The sequence below is a fragment of the Nocardia abscessus genome (assembly GCF_015477775.1).
GTDB lineage: Bacteria > Actinomycetota > Actinomycetes > Mycobacteriales > Mycobacteriaceae > Nocardia > Nocardia abscessus_A.
Map to the genome: position 1 here is coordinate 40,428 of NZ_JADLQO010000016.1, position 21,478 is coordinate 61,905.

General features: G+C 71.3%; 8 protein-coding genes (1 of these 8 running past the window's edge). 3 read left to right on the plus strand and 5 right to left on the minus strand.

The window, feature by feature from the left end; genetic code table 11:
* Both IU450_RS31060 and IU450_RS31065 read left to right on the plus strand, forming a co-directional pair.
* A protein-coding gene (locus IU450_RS31060; protein ID WP_195153293.1) for a non-ribosomal peptide synthetase crosses the window boundary here: on the plus strand, positions 1 to 15,170 show its 3' portion. 10,129 nt of this gene lie to the left of the window's left edge; only the last 15,170 of its 25,299 coding nucleotides appear in the window; its start codon lies off the left edge, out of view; it ends in the stop codon at positions 15,168 to 15,170.
* Between the two features lie 40 nt (positions 15,171 to 15,210).
* A complete protein-coding gene (locus tag IU450_RS31065; RefSeq protein WP_195153294.1) occupies positions 15,211 to 15,429 on the plus strand; it encodes an MbtH family protein in 219 nt (72 codons plus the stop codon).
* Positions 15,430 to 15,508: 79 nt separating this feature from the next.
* Here IU450_RS31065 and IU450_RS31070 read toward each other — a convergent pair whose 3' ends face one another.
* Positions 15,509 to 17,233, minus strand: a complete 1,725-nt coding sequence (locus IU450_RS31070) for a helix-turn-helix domain-containing protein (protein WP_195153295.1) — start codon at positions 17,231 to 17,233, stop codon at positions 15,509 to 15,511.
* 72 nt (positions 17,234 to 17,305) lie between these two features.
* On the opposite strand from IU450_RS31070, the gene IU450_RS31075 reads away from it, so the two are divergent.
* Complete coding sequence (locus IU450_RS31075; RefSeq protein WP_324197893.1) at positions 17,306 to 17,572, plus strand: hypothetical protein; 267 nt, start codon at positions 17,306 to 17,308, stop codon at positions 17,570 to 17,572.
* A 203-nt stretch (positions 17,573 to 17,775) separates the two neighbouring features.
* Here the strand turns inward: IU450_RS31075 and IU450_RS31080 are convergent, their stop codons facing one another.
* The 4 genes from IU450_RS31080 to IU450_RS31095 all read right to left on the minus strand — a co-directional run bounded on the left by IU450_RS31080 (position 17,776) and on the right by IU450_RS31095 (position 21,460).
* Positions 17,776 to 18,909, minus strand: a complete 1,134-nt coding sequence (locus tag IU450_RS31080) for a S8 family serine peptidase (protein ID WP_324197894.1) — start codon at positions 18,907 to 18,909, stop codon at positions 17,776 to 17,778.
* Between the two features lie 35 nt (positions 18,910 to 18,944).
* Positions 18,945 to 19,199 (minus strand): carboxypeptidase-like regulatory domain-containing protein, encoded by a 255-nt coding sequence (locus IU450_RS31085; RefSeq protein WP_195153296.1) that lies wholly within the window; start codon positions 19,197 to 19,199, stop codon positions 18,945 to 18,947.
* Positions 19,196 to 20,119, minus strand: a complete 924-nt coding sequence (locus IU450_RS31090) for a trypsin-like serine peptidase (protein ID WP_195153297.1) — start codon at positions 20,117 to 20,119, stop codon at positions 19,196 to 19,198. Before IU450_RS31090 ends, IU450_RS31085 begins: the two co-directional genes overlap by 4 nt.
* A 321-nt stretch (positions 20,120 to 20,440) precedes the next feature.
* Positions 20,441 to 21,460, minus strand: coding sequence for a sigma-70 family RNA polymerase sigma factor (locus IU450_RS31095; RefSeq protein WP_195153298.1), 1,020 nt, complete (start codon positions 21,458 to 21,460; stop codon positions 20,441 to 20,443).
* Positions 21,461 to 21,478: the final 18 nt, after the last annotated feature.

Below are 21,478 nucleotides of genomic sequence, written 5' to 3' on the forward strand. Positions count from 1 at the left end.
GCATCGTCGGACTGGCCGCGTGGCGCTCGATCGACATGCTCGTGGCGATGTACGCGATCGTGCGGGCGGGCGGCGCGTATCTGCCGATCGACCCGGCGCATCCAGCAGAGCGCCTGGCGCAGATCGTCGCGAGCGCCGCGCCGCGGCTGGTGCTCACCGTGGGCGGCGCGGCGCTCCCCGCCCTGGACGGCGTGCCCGTGCTCGACCTCGCCGATCTCGACATCGACGGCGTCCCCGACGGGCCGGTCGCCGATGCCGAGCGGGTCGCCGCCCTGCGTACGGACAACACCGCCTATGTGCTGTTCACCTCCGGTTCCACGGGCACGCCGAAGGGCGTGACGGTGACCCACCGCGCGATCATGAACCAGCTGCGCTGGCTGGAATACCGCTACGAGGTCACCGCGTCCGACCGCATCCTGCAACGGGCCCCGCTGACCTTCGACGTGTCGGTGTGGGAATGCTTCCTGCCGATCGCCGTCGGCGCGCCGCTGGTGATCGCCCGGCCCGGCGGGCACCTCGACCTCACCTATTTCGCGGATCTGCTGCGCGAACATCGGATCACCATCGCCGAGTACGTGCCGTCGGTGCTGGCCGCGCTGATCGGTGAGGGCATGGGCGACGCGCTGCGGTCGTTCCGGCACCTGCACTGCGGGGGTGAGGCGCTCACCCCGGATCTGCTGGCCGCGCTGCGTGGCAGTTTCGACGGCGCGGTGCACAACGCCTACGGTCCCACCGAGGCGGCGATCTCGGCGATCTATCACGAATTCACCGACGCCGACACCGGCCGGGACGTGGCGATCGGCCGCCCGTGCTGGAACACCAGGGCCTACGTGCTGGACGCGCGGTTGCGTCCGGTGCCGATCGGTGTCACGGGGGAGTTGTACCTCGCGGGCGACCAGCTGGCGCGCGGCTACCACGCCCGCCCGGGACTGACCGCCGAGCGGTTCGTCGCCGACCCGTTCGGCGTGCCCGGCCGCATGATGTACCGGACCGGCGACCTGGTGCGCTGGAACCGCGACGGCGATCTGGTGTATCTGGGCCGCAACGATTTCCAGGTCAAGCTGCGCGGGCAGCGGATCGAGCTGGGCGAGATCGAGGCCGTGCTCGCCGCCGCCACCGGAGTGCGCAACGCGGCGGTGCTGGTGGCTCGCGACAGCGCGGGGCAGGAATGCCTGGTCGGTTACGTCACCGGCGCGGCCGTCGTCCCCGCGACGGTGCTCGACGAGGTGCGCGCTCAGCTGCCCGCCTTCATGGTGCCCGCCCACGTCGTCGTGCTCGACGAGATGCCGTTGACCACCGTGGGCAAGCTCGACCGCTCGGCGCTGCCCGCCGTGGAATTCACCGGCGCGGCAGGGCAGTTCCGCCCGCCACGGGAGGGGATCGAAGCGGTGCTCGCCACGCTGGTCGCCGACCTGACCGGCACGGCGCGCGTCGGCGCGGACGATGACTTCTTCGCGCGCGGCGGCAATTCGCTGCTGGCCATGCGGCTGGTCGCCAGGGCGAACGCCGCCTTCGGCTGCGCGCTGACCGTGCGCGAGGTGTTCGACGCGCCGACCGTGGCGGGGCTCGCACTGCGGGTCGTCCGGTCGGAGCGACCGGACGCTGCCCGGCCCGCTCTCGTCCCGGGCGAGCGGCCCGCACGGATCCCGTTGTCGCTGGCGCAGACTCGGATATGGCTGCTGCACCGGCTCGACCCGGACTCGGCGGTCTATCACATCCCGATCACCATCCGGCTCACCGGCGCGTTGGACGTGGCGGCGTTGCGGGCGGCGGTGCGCGACGTGATCGGCCGGCACGAGTCGCTGCGCACCGTCTTCCCCGCGGATGCCGAGGGCCCCGTCCAGGTGGTTCTCGCCGAGACCGACCTGCCCGAGCTGCCGCTGCACCCGATCGAGGTGGCCGAGCCGGACCTGCGCGACGCGGTGCTTGCGGCGACCGCCGAGAGTTTCGACCTGCGCACCCGTATCCCGGTGCGGGCGAGCCTGTTCCGCGTCGGCCCGGATGATCATGTGCTCGCGGTGGTGGTCCACCACATCGCCGCCGACGGCGTCTCCACCGCCCCGCTGGCCCGCGATCTGATGACGGTCTACTCCGCGCGCGTCGTGGGGGAGGAGCCCGCGTGGCGTCCGCTGCCCGTGCAGTACCCGGATTTCACCCTCTGGCAGCGCGCGGCGCTCGGCTCGGCGGACGACCCGGATTCGGTGCTGGCCGGCCAGATCGCTTACTGGCGGGCCGAACTCGCCGGACTGGCCCCGGTGCTGGAGCTGCCCGCCGATCGCCCGCGCCCGCCGGTGGCCTCCGGCCGGGGCGCCACCGTCGAATTCGCGATCCCCGCCGACCTCACCGCGGCGATCGCCGGTCTCGCGCGGCGGCACGGGGTCTCGACGTTCATGGTGCTGCACGCCGCCTACGCCACGCTGCTCGCCCGGCTCGCCGGAGTGGACGACGTCGCCGTCGGCACCCCTGTCGCGGGACGTGGCGAGCAAGCGCTGGACGACTTGGTCGGCATGTTCGTCAACACCCTCGTGCTGCGCACTCCGGTCGCGGCGGAGGCGTCCTTCGCCGAGCTGCTCGCCCGCGTGCGCGAGGTCGACGTGCGGGCCTTCGCACGCGCCGACCTGCCGTTCGAGCGGCTGGTGGAGGAGCTGAACCCGGTTCGTTCGCAGGCGCACGCGCCGATCGTGCAGACCCTGCTCACCTTCGAGCACCACGACGACACCGTGCTGCGGCTGCCCGGCCTCACGGTGTCGGCCTATCCGCTGGACAATCGCGTCGCGCAGGTCGACTTCGCCGTGGAGCTGGCCGAGCACCGCACCGACGCCGGAGCCGCGCTGCGCGGCGTGCTGCGCTATGCCACGGACCTGTTCGACCGCGACACCGTCGCCGCGTTCGGGGCTCGGTTCGTGCGCGTGCTGCGCGGCGTGACGGCCGACCCGTCGGTGCGCGTCGGCGACCTCGAACTGCTGGACGACGCGGAACGGGCGCTCGTGCTGGACCGGTGGAACGACACCGCCGCCCCGGTCGACCCCGCCGCCACGCTGATCTCGCTGTTCGAGGCACAGGTGGCCAGGACCCCGGACGCGCCCGCGGTCACCGTCGAAGGGCACCCACCGGCCCACCCGTCGCCCGACCACCACCCCTCATCGAGTCGCTACGCGACGCTTACGTATTCGGAGTTCGCCGGACGCGCCCGACGCCTCGCGCGCTGGCTGACCGATCAGGGCGTCGGCCCGGACGTGCCGGTCGCGCTCGGCATGCGCCGCTCGCTGGACCTGATGGTCGGCATCTACGCGGTCACCCTGACCGGCGGCGCGTATGTCCCGCTCGACCCCGACCACCCCGCCGAGCGGCTGGAGTACATGCTGGCGACCGCCCGGCCGGTGTGCGTGCTCACCTCGGGCCTCGACCTGGACGCGGGCGCGGCGCGGCAGGTCCGGATCGACCGGCTCGATCTCACCGGCTACTCCGGCGATCCGCTGACCACGGCGGACCGGCTCGGTACGCCGGGGCCGGGTCACACCGCGTATGTGATCTTCACCTCGGGATCGACCGGCCGCCCGAAAGGCGTGGCGGTCACCCACGCGGCGATCGTGAATCGCCTCACCTGGATGCAGGCGGCCTATCCGCTGGCCACGGACGACGTGGTGTTGCAGAAGACGCCCGCCACCTTCGATGTTTCCGTCTGGGAGTTTTTCTGGCCCTTGGCTTTCGGTGCGCGACTAGTGGTCGCACGTCCAGATGGCCATCGCGACCCGGCCCATCTGGCTCGGTTGATCATCGAGCAGCGCGTCACAACGGTGCACTTCGTACCGGCCATGCTGGGGGTTTTCCTGGCAGAGCCACGCTCAGGAGAGTGCATTACGCTGCGCAACGTCTTCGCGTCGGGCGAGGCATTGCCCGCGGTTGCCGCGCAGCGGGCGCGAGAGGTGATCGGAGCGCGGGTGCACAACCTGTACGGCCCAACGGAGGCCGCTGTCGACGTCACCTATCACGAGGTGACCGATACGGACCTGGTGTCCGTACCGATCGGCAGGCCGGTGGCCAACACTCGCCTGCTGGTGCTGGACGCCCGCATGCGGCCGGTGCCGGTCGGCGTGCCCGGTGAACTGTACCTGGCGGGCGCGCAGCTGGCTCGGGGTTACGTGGAGCGCCCGGAGCTGACCGCGGACCGGTTCGTGGCCGATCCGTTCGGTCGGGCCGGGGCGCGGATGTACCGCACCGGCGATCTCGTGGCGTGGCGCGGTGACGGCGAGCTGGAGTATCTGGGTCGCACGGACTTCCAGGTGAAGCTGCGCGGTCTGCGCATCGAGCCGGGCGAGATCGAGGCGGCGCTGCTGGCGCTGGACGCGGTCGCGCAGGCGGTGGTGCTGGTCCGTTCCGACGAGCGGCGGGGCGATCAGCTGGTCGCCTATCTGGTTGCCTCGGGCCGCCCCGTGCTCGACACCGAGGACGTGCGCGCCGCGCTGGGCGCCGCCCTGCCCGCGTATATGGTGCCCACCTCGTTCGTCGTGCTGGAACGCCTCCCGGTCAACGCCTCGGGCAAGGTGGACCGCACGGCGCTGCCCGCCCCGGAGTTCACGACCGTGGGCTACCGGGCACCGGCCACGCGCGTGGCGGCGACCGTCGCGCGGATCGTGGCGAACCTGCTCGGCGTCGAGCGCGTGGGGGCGGACGACGACTTCTTCGCCCTCGGCGGCAATTCGCTGATCGCGACCCAGGTCGCCGCCCGGCTGGGGGCCGAGCTGGACGCGGAGATCCCAGTGCGACTGCTGTTCGAGGCGCCGACCGTGTCCGCCCTGGCCGCGCGCGCCGAACACCTCGCGGGCCGCGGCGGCAGGCCCGCGCTCGCGCCCCGGCCGCGACCCGAGCGCATTCCGCTCTCGCCCGCGCAGCAGCGCATGTGGTTCCTCAACCGCTTCGACCCCGCCGAGACCGTGCACAACATCGCGGTGGTGGTCCGCCTCACCGGCTACCTGGACCCGGACACCCTGGCCGCCGCCGTCGGTGACGTGGTCGGCAGGCACGAAACGCTGCGCACCGTCTACCCCGATATCGATGGCATCGGCTACCAGCGCATCCTCGACCCCACCAAGGTGCCCGCGATCCAGCGCTTGGACGCGGCGGGCGCCTTGCGCGAGTTCGTCGCCGCCCCGTTCGACCTGACCGCCGAAGTGCCGCTGCGCGTCGGCCTGGCCACCCGATCCGACCGCGATCACCTGCTGGCCCTGGTGGTGCACCACATCGCCGCCGACGGGTTCTCCATGGGCCCGCTGGCCCGCGATCTCGCCGCCGCGTACGCGGCCCGCGCGACGCGCACCGCGCCGGTCTGGACCCCACTAGACCTGCAATACGCCGACTACGCGCTCTGGCAGCGCGAGGTGCTCGGCGCGGAGGACGTTCCCGACTCGGTGGCCGCGCGCCAACTGGAGTACTGGCGCGAGACGCTGCGCGCCCTGCCCGCTCAGCTCGACCTACCGGCCGACCGGCCGCGTCCGGCGGTCGCCTCCCACGCCGCGGCGAGCGTCAACCTGGTCCTGCCGGACGAGGTCCGCGTCGGTATCGCCACCGTGGCCGCGCGCTACGAGGCCACCCCGTTCATGGTCGTGCACGCCGCGCTGGTCACCCTGCTGGCCAGGCTGTCCGCTACGGCCGACATCGCGATCGGCGCGCCCGTCGCAGGCCGTGGCGACGCGGCGCTCGACCATCTGGTCGGCATGTTCGTCAACACCCTGGTGCTGCGCGCGCAGGTGCCCGGCTCGGACACCTTCGCCGCCGTGCTGCGCCGGGTGCGCGAGCACGACCTCGACGCCTTCGCCCACGCCGACGTGCCGTTCGAGCGCCTGGTCGAGGTGCTCGACCCGCCGCGGTCGCAGGCCAGGCACCCGCTGTTCCAGATCGCGCTGTTCTTCCAGAACCTCGCGCCGGTCACCTTGGATATGGCGGGCGTGACGGTGACCGAGCACGAATTCGACTACGAGGCCACCCCGTTCGATCTCCAGCTGACCGTCAGCGGCGACGAGCTGCGCTTCACCTACGCCACCGACCTGTTCGACGCCGCGACCGTCGAAACCTTCGGCGCGCGCTTCGCCCGCCTGCTCGCCGGGGTCACCACCGACCCGGAACAGGTGGTCGGCGACATCGATCTGTTCGGCGCGGGCGAGCTGCACCGGGTGGTCACGGAGTGGAACGACTCCGCGCACACCGCCTTGGCCGACGAACTGCTGCTCGACGAATTCGAGGCGCAGGCCGCCGCGACGCCCGACGACCCGGCGCTGGTGTTCGTCCCCGAGAGCGCGATGCCTCCGGTCACCGTGCCCTACGGCGAGCTGGACCGGCGTGCCAACCGGCTGGCCCGCCACCTCATCGCGGCGGGCGTCGGCCCGGAAGCGCTGGTGGCGCTGGCGATCCGGCGCTCACCGGAGCTGGTGATCGCGATGTACGCGGTGCTCAAGGCGGGCGGCGCGTACGTGCCGATCGACCCGGACCACCCCGCGCGGCGCATCGCGCACATTCTCGGCACCGCCGCACCCGTGGCCGTGCTCACCACGACGGCGGATCGGATCGACCTCGGCGACGACGTGCCCACCGTCCTGGTCGACGCCGTCGCGCTGGACGGCTACTCCGACGACCCGATCGCGGCCGACGAGCGTCCCGAGCCGATCCACCCGGGCAGCCCCGCCTACGTGATCTTCACCAGCGGCTCCACCGGGAAACCCAAGGGCGTCAGCGTCTCGCACGCCGCGATCGTCAACCAGATGACCTGGATGCAGTCGCAGTACGGCCTCACCGCCGACGACGTGTACCTACAGAAGACGGCCTCCACGTTCGACGTGTCGCTGTGGGGCTACTTCCTGCCGCTGCGCGTCGGCGCCACGCTCGTGCTCGCCACCCCGGACGGCCACCGCGACCCCGGCTATCTCACCCGGGTGATCGCCGAAAGGCGGGTGACGGTCACCGATTTCGTGCCGTCGATGTGGAGCGTCTTCGCCGGGCACGTCGCCTCCGCCGGAGCGAGCGCCGCACTCGAGTCGCTGCGTACGGTGTTCGTGATCGGCGAGGCCCTGCCCGCCGACACCGTGCGGGCGTTCGGCGCGGTGAGCGCCGCACGGTTGCACAACCTGTACGGCCCCACCGAGGCGGCGGTGAGCATCACTCACCGCGACGTCACGGGCGAGGGCGACCGCATCGTGCTGCCGATCGGCAACCCGGCCTGGAACAGCCGCGTCTACGTGCTGGATTCGCGGCTGCGCCCGACGCTTCCCGGCGTCGCGGGCGAGCTGTACCTCGCGGGCGTCCAGCTCGCGCGCGGCTACCACGGCAGGCCGGACCTGACCGCGGACCGCTTCGTGGCCAACCCGTTCGGCGCGCCCGGCGAGCGGATGTACCGCACCGGCGACCTGGTGCGCTGGGACACCGGCGGCGACGCTGCCGAACTCGTATACCTGGGCCGCAGCGACTTCCAGGTGAAGTTGCGCGGCCAGCGGGTCGAACTGGGTGAGATCGAAGCCGCGCTCGTGGCCGCCCCCGGTGTGGCGCAGGCGTGCGCCCGGGTGGTCACCACCGTCACCGGCGACGACCACCTGGTCGGCTATGTCACGGTCCAGCCGGGCGCGGTGCCGTCCGATGACGAGGTGCTGCGCGCTGCCGCGGCCACGCTGCCGTCGTACATGCTTCCGTCGGCGCTGGTCACTCTGGATGCTCTCCCGCTCAACGCCTCCGGGAAGCTGGACCGGAACGCGTTGCCGGAACCGGTTTTCGACCGCGTCGCCTACCGCGCCCCGGTCGCACCCGCCGAACGGGTGGTGGCCGACGCCTTCCAATCGGTGCTGGGCGCGGGGCCGATCGGCCTCGACGACCATTTCTTCGCGCTGGGCGGCAACTCGCTCAGCGCCACCCGGGTGCTGGCCCGGCTCGGCGACCGGCTCGGCCGCCGGGTTCCGGTGCGGCTGCTGTTCGAGGCCCCGACCGTGCGGGCTCTGGCCGAGCTGCTCGCCATGCAGGCCGCGGCGACCGAGCAGGTGGTTCCGCTGGTCGCGGGCCCGCGCCCGCAGACGATTCCGCTGGCGCCGGTCCAGCGCGGCATGTGGTTGCTCAACCGGCTCGATCCGGCTTCGCCCGCGCACAACATCCCGGTCGCGCTGCGCATCGAAGGCGAACTGGACACCGACGCCCTGGTCGCCGCGTTCGCCGACGTCGTGGCGCGGCACGAGAGCTTGCGCACGGTATATCCGGCCGACAAGACCGGTGCCGGTCACCAGCTGATCCTGCCGCCGGAGGACGGGGCGCGCCTGACGGTCGAAGCGTTGAACGGCCGCGCCGTCGACGACCGGATCGCCGAATTCCTCGGCGCTGGTTTCGACGTGACCGCCGAGGTCCCGGTGCGCGCGGCGCTGCTGCGCGAGCACGACACCCGGCATGTGCTGGTCGCGGCGGTGCACCACATCGCGGCGGACGGCCATTCGATGAGCCCGCTGCTGCGCGACCTGCTCGCCGCCTATCTTTCCCGCGTCCTCGGCGCGGACCCCGCCTGGCCCGCGCTCGCGGCCCAGTACGCCGACTACGCCCTGTGGCAGTCCGCCGAACTGGAAATCACGGGCGCCGCGCAGCTTTCGTTCTGGGCCGAGACGCTGCGCGACCTGCCCGGCGAGCTCGAGCTGCCCACCGACCGCCCACGTCCCGCCGTCGCGAGCAAGCGCGGCGCGAGCGTGCGGGCCAGGATCGGCGGCGGTGTCGCCGCGCGCGTGCGCGAACTCGCGCTACGGCACGCCGCCACGCCGTTCATGGTGGTGCACGCCGCCCTCGTCGTCCTGCTGGCCCGGTTGACCGGCTCCGGCGACATCCCGATCGGCACTCCGGTGGCCGGGCGCGGCGCGGCGGCACTGGACGACCTGGTCGGCATGTTCGTCAACACCGTGGTGCTGCGCACCCGGCCGGATCAGGACCGCCCCTTCGCCGATCTGCTCGAACAGACCAGGACCGTCGACCTCGCGGCGTTCGGGAACGCGAGCGTGCCGTTCGACCGGGTGGTCGACGAACTCGGCGTCGAGCGCTCCCTGGCCCGGCATCCGCTGTTCACCGTGGCCCTGAGCTACCTGAACACCGAGCCCGATGCCTTCACCGTGCCCGGCCTCGAACTCTCGGCGGTCGAATTCGACGAGCGCGTGGCCCGTTTCGACCTCCAGTTCACCGTGTCCGCCGAGCCGGACGCCGACGGTCACCTCGCGGTGGAGCTGGACTACGCCACCGACCTGTTCGACGCGGCCACCGCGAGCGCGCTGGTGCGCCGCTTCGGCAGACTCCTCGGCGCGCTCACCGCAGCGCCCGACCGGCCCGTCGCCGAAGCCGACCTGCTGGCGCCCGCCGAACGCGCCGACCTGCTCGGCCGTCGTGGCGACGCCCCGGTGCCGCCCCGCACGCTGGCCGAGCTGACGGCCGCGGCGGTCGCGGTCGACCCGGACGCGGTGGCGCTGATCGCGGGCGAGCGGCAGCTGACCTACCGGATGCTCGACGAGCAGTCCTCGCGGCTGGCGCGCATGCTCATCGGGCACGGTCTCGGCGCGGAGGACGTGGTGGCCGTCGCGGTGCCGCGCTCGGTCAGCTCCGTGGTCGCGGTGTGGGCGGTGGCCAAGACGGGCGCGGCGTTCGTCCCGGTCGACCCGACCTATCCGGCCGAGCGGATCGCGCACATGCTCACCGATTCCGGTGCGGCGCTGGGCTTGACGATCGCCACCTGCCGCGCGGCGCTGCCCGGCGAGGTCGACTGGCTGGTGCTCGACGCGCCGTCCACCGCTGCCAGGATGCGCCGCAACAGCGGGCAAGCGGTCGACGCGGCCGAGCTGATCCGTCCTGCGCGGCTGGAGAACCCGGCCTGGATGATCTACACCTCCGGCTCGACCGGAACGCCCAAGGGCGTGGTCGCCACCCACGGCGGCCTCGCCGGAGTGGCCGCCGCGCAGCGGGATCGGTACCGGGTCACCGCGGACGCGCGGGTGCTGCACGTGGCCTCGCCCAGCTTCGACGCGTCCATGCTCGAACTGCTACTGGCGCTGTCGGCGGGGGCGGCGCTGGTGATCGCGCCGCCCGGCGTCTACGGCGGCGCCGAGCTCACCGCGCTCATTCGCGACCAGCGGGTGACGCACGCGTTCCTCACCCCCGCCGTCCTGCCGACCCTCGACCCGGCCCAGCTGGGGTGCTTGCGGCAGCTCACCGTCGGCGGCGAGTCCTACGGCCCGGACACGGTGCGCCGCTGGGCGGAGGGCCGCTCGTTCCACAACACCTATGGCCCCACCGAGACCACCGTCATCGCCACCATCAGCGCGGCCCTGCGCCCCGGCGATCCGCTCGATCTGGGTTCGCCGATCCACGGCATGTCCGCGGTGGTGCTGGACGGCCGGCTGCGGCCGGTGCCGATCGGTGTCACCGGCGAGCTGTACCTGCGCGGTCCCGGCCTCGCCCGGGGCTATCACGCGCGGCCGGGGCTCTCGGCGTCCCGATTCGTCGCCGACCCCTACGGCCCCGCCGGAGGACGGCTGTACCGGACCGGTGATCTGGTGCGGTGGAACCGATCCGGCGCGCTGCACTACGTCGGACGTTCCGACCAACAGGTGAAGGTACGCGGCCTGCGCATCGAACTCGGTGAGATCGATGCCGTGCTGGCGGCGCACGAGACGGTGGAGACGGCCGTCACCGTGGGTCACACCGACGCCTCGGGCGCGGTGTCCCTCGTGGCCTACGTGGTCGCGGCGGCCGGCCACACCATCGATACCGCCGCCTTGCTGGCCCATGCCGCACACTCGCTCGCGTCGTACATGGTGCCCAGCGCTGTGCTGACGCTGGACGAACTGCCGTTGACACCGGTCGGCAAGCTGGATCGGAAAGCGTTGCCGCAGCCCCGGCTTCGCGGCGCGCCGTTCCGCGCGCCCCGCACCGAGGTCGAGCGGGTGGTGGCGCAGACGGTCGCGGAGGTGCTCGGCCTGGACGACGGCGTCGGCCTGGACGACGACTTCTTCGCCAGGGGCGGCAACTCGCTCACCGCGACCCAGCTGGCCGCCCGGCTCGGTGACCGGCTGGCGGTCGCCGTCGGCGTCCGCGCGGTGTTCGAGCATCCGTCGGTCGCCGCCCTGGCCCGCATGCTGGCGACCGCCTCCGGCGCGGTCGGGCGTCCCGCGCTCACCCGGCGCGCGGTGACCGGGCCGGTGCCGCTCTCGCTCGCCCAACAGCGCATGTGGTTCCTCAACCGCCTCGATCGGCAGTCCACCGCCTACAACATCCCGCTGGCGGTGCGGCTGATCGGCGACCTGGACGTGGCCGCGCTCGCTGCCGCGATCGGCGATGTCGTCGCCCGCCACGATGTGCTGCGCACCGTGTACCCGGAGCACGCGTCCGGACCGGTGCAGGTGGTGCTGCCCGCCGCGGCGAGCACTCCCGTGCTCTCGCCCGTCGCCGTCCCCGCCGACGATCTCGGCGCCGCGGTGGCCGATTTCGTCGGCGGCGGCTTCGACGTCACCGAGACCGTCCCGGTCCGCGCCCGGCTGTTCGCTCCGGTCGACGGCGACGCGACCGCTCCGGTCACCGAGCACGTGCTGGTGGTGGTCGTGCACCACATCGCCGCCGACGGCTCGTCGCTGGCGCCGCTGGCTCGTGACGTGATGCGCGCCTACGCCGCCCGCAGACGCGGCGTCGCGCCCGACTGGCCGCCGCTTCCGGTGCAGTACACCGATTTCAGCGTGTGGCAGCGCGAATTGCTCGGTGCGCAGGACGATCCCGGCTCGCTACTGGCCCGGCAGATCCGGTTCTGGACCGAGACGCTGGCCGATCTGCCCCCGCAGTTGAACCTGCCCATCGATCGCCCGCGCCCCGCCGTTGTCGCTACCCGTGGCAGGCACGTCGACTTCGCGATCGCCCCTGACGTGCACGCTCGGCTGACCGACATCGGCCGCGAATCCGGCGCGACGCTGTTCATGGTGCTGCACGCCGCGTTCGCGGTGCTGCTCGCCCGCCTGTCCGGCGCCCCGGACATCGCGGTGGGCACCCCGGTCGCCGGGCGCGGCGCGGCCGAACTCGACGACGTGGTCGGCATGTTCGTCAATACGCTGGTGCTGCGCGCCCGGGTCGACGCGGCCGACGGATTCGCCGATCTGCTCGCCCGCGTCCGCGCCGCCGATGTCGCGGCCTTCGCCCACGCCGACGTGCCGTTCGAGCGTCTGGTCGAGGTGCTCAACCCGGAGCGGTCCACCGCCCGCCATCCGCTGTTCCAGGTCGGGTTCTCCTTCCACAACCAGGCCGAGGCCGACTTCACCCTGGACGGATTGACCGCGACGGCCGCGGATTTCGAAACCGAGGTCGCCCAGTTCGATCTGCACTTGGTCGTCACCGACCGCTACGCCTCCGACGGGACGCCCGCCGGCATGGCCGCCTCGCTCACCTACGCGACCGCGCTGTTCGACGAGTCCACGGTGGCCGGGTTCGCCACCCGCCTGCAACGGCTGCTCGGCGCGGTGTGCGCCGACCCGCGGCTGCCGGTCGGCGATCTGGCGCTGCTGGACCCGGCGGAGACCGAGCGCATGCTGGTCACCTGGAACCAGGCCGACCGCCGCTTCGCCCCGGACACGCTGCTCACCGCCTTCCACGCGCAGGTGGCCCGCACGCCCGAGGCGATCGCGATCGTCGACGACGCGCGAACGGTGACCTACCGTGAGTTCGGCGCGCAGGTCAACCGCCTGGCCAGGGTGCTCATCGAACGCGGGATCGGCCCGGAATCGCTCGTGGCCCTTGCCGTTCCACGCAGCCTCGACCTGCTCGTCGCGATGTACGCGGTGGTGACGGCCGGTGGCGCCTACGTGCCGCTGGACCCGGCGCATCCGCTGGAGCGCACCGCGAGCGTGCTCGCCGCTGCCGCGCCGCGCCTGGTGCTCACCTCGGCGCGGGCGCCGATGCTGCCCGCGGCGGCGTCGGAACACAGTGTGGTACTGGATATATCGACCGTCGCCGAGACCGTGGCCGACGGGCCGGTGCGCGACGACGAGCGGATCGCCCCCTTGACGCCCGCGAACACCGCGTACGTCGTCTTCACCTCCGGTTCCACCGGCGCGCCGAAGGGCGTCGCGGTGCCGCACGCGGCGGTCACCCACCAGCTGGACTGGATGCAGTCGGAATACGCGCTCGGCCCGGACGACGCGGCGATGGTGACGACCTCGGCGGCCTTCGACCTGTCGGTGTGGGAGTACTGGTGGGCGTTGCGAACCGGCGCCCGGCTGGTGCTCGCGCCGCAGGACGGGCAACGCGACCCGCTGGGCTTGCTCGACCTGGTGCGCCGCGCCTCGGTGACGACGCTGACCCTGGTGCCGTCGCTGCTGGCGATGCTGGCCGAATCGTCCGGCGAACGGCGCATGCCGCGCTCGCTGCGCAGGCTGCTCGTCATCGGCGAGGCGTTGCCCGCCGCGACCCTGCGCCGTGCCGCGGCGCTCACCACGGCCAGGATCGACAACCTCTACGGACCCACCGAGACCGCGGTCTCGGTGACTCGGTTCCGCACCGGCGCGTCCATACGACACGCGGTGGTGCCCATCGGCACACCCGAGTCCGGTACCCGGGTCTACGTGCTGGATGATCGCCTGCATCCCGTGCCCGCCGGGGTGACCGGCGAGCTCTACGTGGGCGGCGCGCAACTGGCCCGTGGCTACCACGGCAGGGCCGACCTCACCGCCGAGCGCTTCGTGGCCGACCCGTTCGGTCCCGCGGGCGCACGCCTGTATCGCACCGGCGACATGGTGCGCTGGGGCGCGGACGGCAACCTGGAGTACGTCGAGCGGCGCGACTTCCAGGTGAAGGTGCGCGGCCACCGCATCGAACTCGCCGAGATCGAGCACGCCCTGCGTTCGCGGCCCGAGATCGGCGAGGCGATCGTGCTCGCCTACGACACCGACGACGCGAATGCCGTGCTGGCCGCCTATTTCACCGCCGTGCGCCCGCTCGACCCGGCCGCGCTGCGCGCGGTGCTGGCGGAGGTCTTGCCGAGCTACATGGTGCCCGCGGTGCTGCGGCAGGTGCAGGCGTTGCCGCTCACCGCGAACGGCAAGGTCGACCGGGCCGCGCTGCCGCGCCCGCGGCTGCGCGGCCGGGAATTCCGCGCCCCCGGCACCGACTTGGAACGTGCCGTGTGCACGGGCTTCGCCGAGGTACTCGCGGCCGAGCGGGTCGGCCTGGACGACAACTTCTTCGAACGCGGCGGCAACTCGCTGCTGGCCACCCGGCTGGCCGTGCGCCTGAGCACGGCGCTCGGCGAACAGATCCCGGTGCTCTGGCTGTTCGCCGCGCCGACGCCCGCCCTCCTGGCCGGCAGGCTGGAGCAGCACCGGTCGGGGCGCGGCCGGGTCGACGCGGCCGCCGCGTTCGACGTCGTGCTTCCGTTACGCACCGGAGGCGCTCGAGAACCGCTGTTCTGCTTCCACCCGGCGAGCGGCGTCGCGTGGTCGTTCGCCGGTCTGGCGGCGCACCTGGACCCGGAACGGGACGTGTACGGCATCCAGTCACCGGTGCTCGAGTCCGCTACGCACCTGCCGGAATCCATCGACGACTGGGCGCGCGAGTACGTGCGCGAGATCCGCGCGGTTCAGCCCGAAGGCCCGTATCACCTGCTCGGCTGGTCGCTCGGCGGCGTACTCGCGCACGCCGTCGCGGTGCGACTGCAGGAACAGGGCCAGCGGGTCGCGGTACTGGCCATGATGGACAGCTCGCTGCGGGCCTGCGCCGACGCGAACGCACCGCTGCCGGTCGCCGACCTGCTCGGCGGTTTGCTCGGCGAAGCCGCCGACGAGCAGGACGCCGCACTCGACCTGCCCGGGCTCGCGCGCCGGATCGCGGAACTGCCCGAACCGTTCGCCTCGTTCGGCGCCGACCGCCTCGATCGCGTGCTGCGCGCGGGAGCCGGGTCACTGGAGCTGATCCGGCGATACCGCCCGCGCCCGTACAAGGGCAACCTCGTGTACTTCACCGCCGCGCTGGACGATCCGTCCGGCGCCACGGGCGCCGCGAGCTGGGCGGACGCCGTGGACGGCACCGTGCACAACCACGCGGTGCACGCCTCGCACTGGCGGATGACCTCCGAATCCGCGCTGGCCAGGATCGGCCACGTCCTCACCGCGGTACTGGCCGACACCGGCCCGCACTGAACCCCCTATCCCTGACCTGACCGGGAAGAAGGAAATCGAGATGAAGAATCCGTTCGACGACGACGACGCCAAGTTCTACGTCCTGATCAACCAGGACGGCGAACACTCCCTGTGGCCGGTCTTCGCCGCCGTCCCCGGTGGCTGGACCATCGCCTACGGCGCCGCCAACCGCAAAGCCTGCCTGGAGTACGTGGAAACGCACTGGGTGGACATGCGCCCCAACTCGCTCATCGAGGCCATGTCCAGCGAGGCGAACTGACCACCTGAATTACACGGGGCGCGCCGGTCCACACCCCCCTGTCGACCGGCGCGCCCCGCCCCGTCTCGCGATGCGGGACTCAGACTTCGGCGTGCGCGGAGTCGATCACCGCGTGCGCGTGCTGCCGCCAATCGCTGACGGCTCTGGTGCGCAGTCCGCCCAGCGCCGAGTCGAACTGCTTGGCGCGTTTGGTCACGGTCAACCCCACATAGGTGCGGGAGTTCGTGATCGCGCTCGTCGCCACCGCGCAGGCTTCGTCGATCTCGCCGGAGGCCAGCAGCGCCGTGGCGTGCTCGAAGCGGACCAGCGCGGGTTCCATGGTCTCCGACGGGTCGTACAGCGCCATCGCGCGCGCGGCCGCCACGGCGGTCTCCTCGGCGCGGCCGAGCCGGGAATATCCGATCGCCTGATAAAAAGCGAGTTTCTCCGGGCGGAAAGAAAAAATACCGACCGAAAGGTCTTCCGGTCCGACGTCTTCCAGAGCCGAAGCCGATCGCGCGATACACCGTGCGAATTCATCGGCGTGCCCGAGGCTGGCGTGCGCCCGCGCCGCCATTCCCCACAACCATGCGGCAGCCGGGCCGTAGGACGGATTTTCTTGCAAGCGACCGTCGAGTAACTGCAAGACTTCCTTTGGTTTATCGCTATAGGTCGGCAAATACGCGAGTCCGGCCAGGGCGATGTCCTCCGAATAACGATCACCGATGTCCTGCGCGGCATGGATCGCGGTGGCGTACCACATGCGCGCCTGGCCGAAATGGCCCTCGTTGAACAGGATCTCGCCGACCACGTTCGCCAGCCGGCCCGCGGTGCGCACCAGCCGGACCTGATGATGGGTGGGCTGCCGTTCGCCGAGACAGCCACGCACCATACGGAATTGCTCGAGCCCCGTCTGCAGCAGTTCGTGCGGCGGCACCTGGACCACCCGCGTGCCGAGGACCTCGGCCGACTGCTCCAGAAACGCCAATCGCCGTTCGCTGATCGACCCCGCGTCGAGGGTTGCCAGCATCCGCTCCGGTTCGCTCGCCACCAGGTCTGCCGCCTGGCCTGCCAGGCCTGCGCCGATGCAGGCCAGCAGTTCTCGCCTTCTCACGTCGTCATCCTCGACTTCCTTGTCGAGCCCGATTTCCCTACCGAGCTTGGTGTGCCTTTCCGGCGCCGAATCGGCGCTTTCGTAGTCGTGGGCCGTCGTCCGGCCCGTGGTGATCGCACGCTCGAATCGTTCGGAGACGACGGAATCCACCTGCGACAGGACCCTGTCGAGGAGACGCTGGCTAGCGGCGTGCATCCGGGTCGTCCGGCCGTTCTCCCACAGGACCACGGTGCGCGGTGTGACGCCCACCAGACGCGCGAATTCGTAACGGCTTCGCTTCATCGCCGTGCGAAGCGCATGTACAGCTTCGCCCGTCCAGTCGACCTCCACCATAGGTCTCTCTCCCTCCCTCCAGGCCGCTACAAACGGAAAGTACTCGCAATTACCGCATTCGGGTCTGTTATCTACCGAATCGCAACGCGCACTGTTGAATCGCACCCGGCATCGGGGGTCCGCCCAAACCCTGTCGAGGGCGCCCGATGTCCGGAACCCGGCGCACGGTCCCGGCACGGCCCGATCCATCCGTGTCGAGCGCGGTCCGGCGGCGCCTTCTCGGTGCCGGGTGCACTGCCCTAATGGAGGTGAAAGATGGACGTGTTGCCCTCGGATGTCCGGGAGCTGTGGCTGATCCAGAGCCGCGACTGCACTCAGGAACCACTCGGTCTGACCTATGAGCGCGCGCGTTTCCTCTGCGCTGTCCACGGCGGGCACGGCGCGACCTGCCATCAATACCTAGCCGCCTCGGCGTTCTGTTCCGGGCAGGCCACCGGCCGGTGACCGGCCGTGGAACCGCTGCTGAGCATGCTCGGCGCTTGCACACTGCTGGTGGCGGCGATAGTCGCCGTGGGCTCCTGTCTGTCACACGGCGGCGCGGAGGACTCGCACCGTCCCCCCGATGAGCCGTTCACCATCGAACAGGCGCACCGGGTGATGCAGGGCCACCGACCCTGCCGCGCGGACGCCTGCCCCCGCAAGCAGGCGGCCTTCCGCACCCTGGTCGCGTCCGGCCGCGTCGTCCCCGACAGCCGGGCCGACGGATACTCGCGCTGACCAGCGTCGGCGCGCCGAACTCGTTGCCGTTGAGCGTGATCCGCACGGCGGCGAGTGTCACCCGCTGATCGGGACTGTGGCGAGGGAATCCCGGACAGCGACGGAGTCCTCGTATCCCCGTACGACGGGGATACGAGGACTCACCGGTGCCCGCTCGACCCTCCCGTACGGCTCGTCGGAGGGGAATGAGGCCGGGCGGTGGGCTATTCGGTGGATGCGGCGACCGCCGCGCCGCCGACCTCCGCACCGATATCGCGGGCGCAGGCGTTCAGCGCGCCCACCGCGCTGATCCGGGGGAAGTCCAGTCCGGTATTGCGGACGTTGTCGCGTTCGTCGTCGCCGTCGTTGATCGAGACCGCGCCGGCGAGCATCCAGCGCCGCACATCCGCCACGGTGGGCAGGGTGCCGGTGATCTTCAGGTGCAGATCCTGCAGCAGCAGCACCACACCGGCGGCGACCGGAGTCGCTTGACTGGTGCCGTGCTGGACGGATTCACCGGTGTCGCCGGCGATTCCCGAGGAGGTGGTCGGTGCGCCGGGGGCGAAGATGTCGGTCGCGCACGCGCCGCCGACGGTATCGTGCAGGCGCTGCGAGAACGGTGTGATGCGGTCCGGACCGGACGCGGTGACCCGCGCGCCGGAACCGTAGCTGAACGGCCCCACATCGGAGTCGTACACCGCCCCGACGCTGATCGTCTGCCGGAAGATCGCCGGATAACTCATCCCCTGGGCGCTGTTGTGGGCGAAGAAGTCGTTGCCCGCGGCGACGCAGCAGACCACCCCGGCTGCGGTGAGGTCCGTCATCGCCCGCCCGATCGCGTCCTCGGCCAAGTCGCTGTCGGTGGTCCTGTTGTCGGAGGCTCCTAACGACATGCAGACCGCGGTGATGCCGAGCGCGGCGCGCTCGGTGCGCACCCACCGTAAGGCGTCCCGGATGGCGGTGAAGGAGCCGTTGCCCGTGTTGTCGAGCACCTTGACCGGGACGATCCTCGCCCCGGGCGCGATGCCGACGTGCAGGTCGCCCGCGCAGATGATGCCCGCGACATTGGTGCCGTGCCCCTGGCCGTCGCCGGCATCCGTGGGGTCGCCCTGGTTGTCGGCGGTGAAGTTGCGGCTCGCGCGAACCCGGCCGGCGAAGTCGCGGTGGGTCGTGCGCAGACCGGTGTCGAGCACCGCGACGGTGGTGCGCCTGCCGTCCACGCCGAAGGCGAGGCGGGCTTCGGTCGCGCGGATCAGTGCGTCGACCTGGACCAGTTCGGGATTGCTCGTTTCGCGTTGCAGCGGGGCCTCGACCGGGCTCACCCGTTCGACCGCGACCATGTCGTCGTTGCTGTTCACTGTCGTATTCCTTTCCTGAGCAGCTGATTGCCGATTCAACCGACCCGCACACGGACGAAGGCGTCCTCGACGCCGAGCGTCAATTCCACGTGCTGCGGGTCGTAGCCAGGGGCGTTCACCCCGATCCGGTAGCGGCCGGGCCCGACGCCGGTGAGGACGAACTCGCCGTCCTCGCCGGTGATCGCGGCCACGTCCGGCGTCGGCGCGGGAGCCGACTCGATGTAGACCGACGCGAACGCGACCGGCCCCTCCGGCGAGTCGACCGCACCCCGGATGACCGCCGGAGTCATGCCCGCCAGGCGAGCAGGTTGTTGTACACGGACGTGTTGATCCGGGTGCCGGAGTTCGAGGTCGCACCGCCGTAGGCGTGGATCGCGAACGCCATCCGTTGCCCGTCGACGAGGCGGTACACCGCGCTGCCGCTCTGGCCGCCGACGGTGTCGGTCTCGTAGAACACCTTCTGCTCGTTGACCGCCGAGACCCTGGAGCCGTGGTACCACTGCGTGCCTGCCGGCTTGTCCCCCGGATACCCGGAGATGTTCGCTGTCGCCGCCCTCAGCGTGGCGTCGTTGTACACACCGAAACCGAACCAGCCCGTCGTATTGCCGAGGTTGGTCGGCAGCACGATGGCGCCGTAGTCGAAGTTCTGATTGCCGTTGACGGTCCAGCCGGTCACCGACCGGAACGCGCCGCCCGAGGCGACGACCGACCCGAACGGCTGCGCGGCGCCGTTGCGGCCGGGGATCACCTGGATCGAGCGCACCCAGCCGTCGCGGTTGGGCACACCGCTGTTCTTGATGAAGACCACGTGTCCCGCCGTGCCGAGCGTGTGCGGACCGAGGAACCAGCCGGTTCCACCCCAATGCGAGCCGTCCGCCGCGGTGATCAGCAGCGAGGCGTGCACTCGCCACGGGTAGTCCGCGGTGGCCGTCACCTGCACGCGGTCGTCGTCGCCGATGACCCTCTCGATCATCGATACTTCGGGCGAGCCGTAGGACGCCCAGGCGATATCGGGCAGTTCGGAAAGCTCGGCGAGGTCGGTTTCGGCCGCCCCACCGGAGACGGCGTAGCCCTCGATGTCCTCGATATCGTCCGCGGCCGCGGTGACGCCGGGGCGAGAGCCGGTCGCGGGTAGCTGCTCGGCCTCTTCGATGAGGGTTCCCGCACTCGACACCGGAGTGTGGCCCTGCAATTTCAAATCGTTGTTCATCGGTTTTCTCCAATCTCGAGGTGCCACGGATGGTGATGACCCGGCCCGATCCGGCCGTGTCCGCGTTGGCCATACGATTGCTAGAAGCTGTCGGAAGCTGTTGCTCCGACGACGAGAACTCTTCCGCGGCCATCTGCGGGGGACATGCGTAATGCACTACTCGAAATCGACCCGTCGGTTTGATTCGCTCTCAGTTAGCACTGTGGATAACCTGCGAGTTGCGGGAGATGTGTCGGGTGTCAAAGTGGCACGACTGTTCCGGCCCCGGATGCGGGCGAGCGCCACTGCTCGGTCAGCGCTCGAATCCGGCACTCGGTGCGGTTACGAGGCCGACCAGGGGCTCGGGAGCGATCGCGGGAGCCCGAACGACGGGAGCACGCTGTTGTCGAAGCGGGTCATGGCGCTGATCCGGTCACCGGTCAGGGTGAGGACGTAGAGGCCGGTTCCGTAGCGGATGCCGGTCGGCGTGCGCAGATAGGCTCCGAACGCCGGTTGACCGTTGGCTCGTGTCGCTACGAGGTCGAATCTCCGGCCTGCGCGGAAGATTTCGGCGCAGAAGCGGACCACGATGTCTCGGCCTCGGTATTCGAAGGGCATCGGTGGCATCGATACGAAGACGTCGTCGGTCAGCAAGGTCACCAGCGCGTCGACATCGGCGGATTCCCATGCGCGGACGAATTTCGCCACGATGGCCTCCTCCGCGGTTGCGTCGGAGGCGGGCCGAGGTTCGCCGTCGGGCGCGGGCCGTCGGTATTGCAGGCCCGCCCGCGCCCGTTTGAGGGCGCTTTTGACCGAGTCGACGGTCGAGTCCAGCATCGCCGCCACCTCGTCGGCGCGGAATCCGAGGACATCGCGCAGGATCAGCACGGCGAGCTGGCGAGGTGGCAGGATCTGGAGGGCGGTCACGAAGGCAAGGGAGATGGCCTCGGTCTGCTCGTAGCGGGCCTCCGGGCCGAGCGGCGCCTCGATGACACCCTCGCCCTGCGCATCGGGAAACGGCTCCAGCCAGACGATTTCGCCGAGCCGGGTCGGCTCGGGCGGTTCGACGCCGGGCACATCCCATGCCTTGGCCGGGCGGCGGCCGGCCGACCGGCGCGCGTTGAGGCACCGGTTGGTGGCGATTCGGTAGAGCCAGGTGCGCAGCGAGGCGCGTCCCTGGAACTCGCCGAAGCCTTGCCAGGCGGCCAGCAACGTCTCTTGCAGGGTGTCCTCGGCGTCTTGGAACGATCCGAGCATCCGGTAGCAATGCACTTGCAGCTCCCGGCGGTAGGGCTCGATCAGCTCCCGGAACGCCTCGCCGTCTCCGGCTCGCGCCCGGGACCTCAGGTCGCCGGCTACCACCCTCGCGTCACCTTCTCC

Excerpts from the sequence above, each read along its gene's own strand:
- IU450_RS31065 (WP_195153294.1), top strand. The coding sequence starts at position 15,211 with ATGAAGAATCCGTTCGACGACGACGACGCCAAGTTCTACGTCCTGATC.
- IU450_RS31085 (WP_195153296.1), bottom strand. The coding sequence starts at position 19,199 with ATGACTCCGGCGGTCATCCGGGGTGCGGTCGACTCGCCGGAGGGGCCG.
- IU450_RS31090 (WP_195153297.1), bottom strand. The coding sequence starts at position 20,119 with ATGAACAACGATTTGAAATTGCAGGGCCACACTCCGGTGTCGAGTGCG.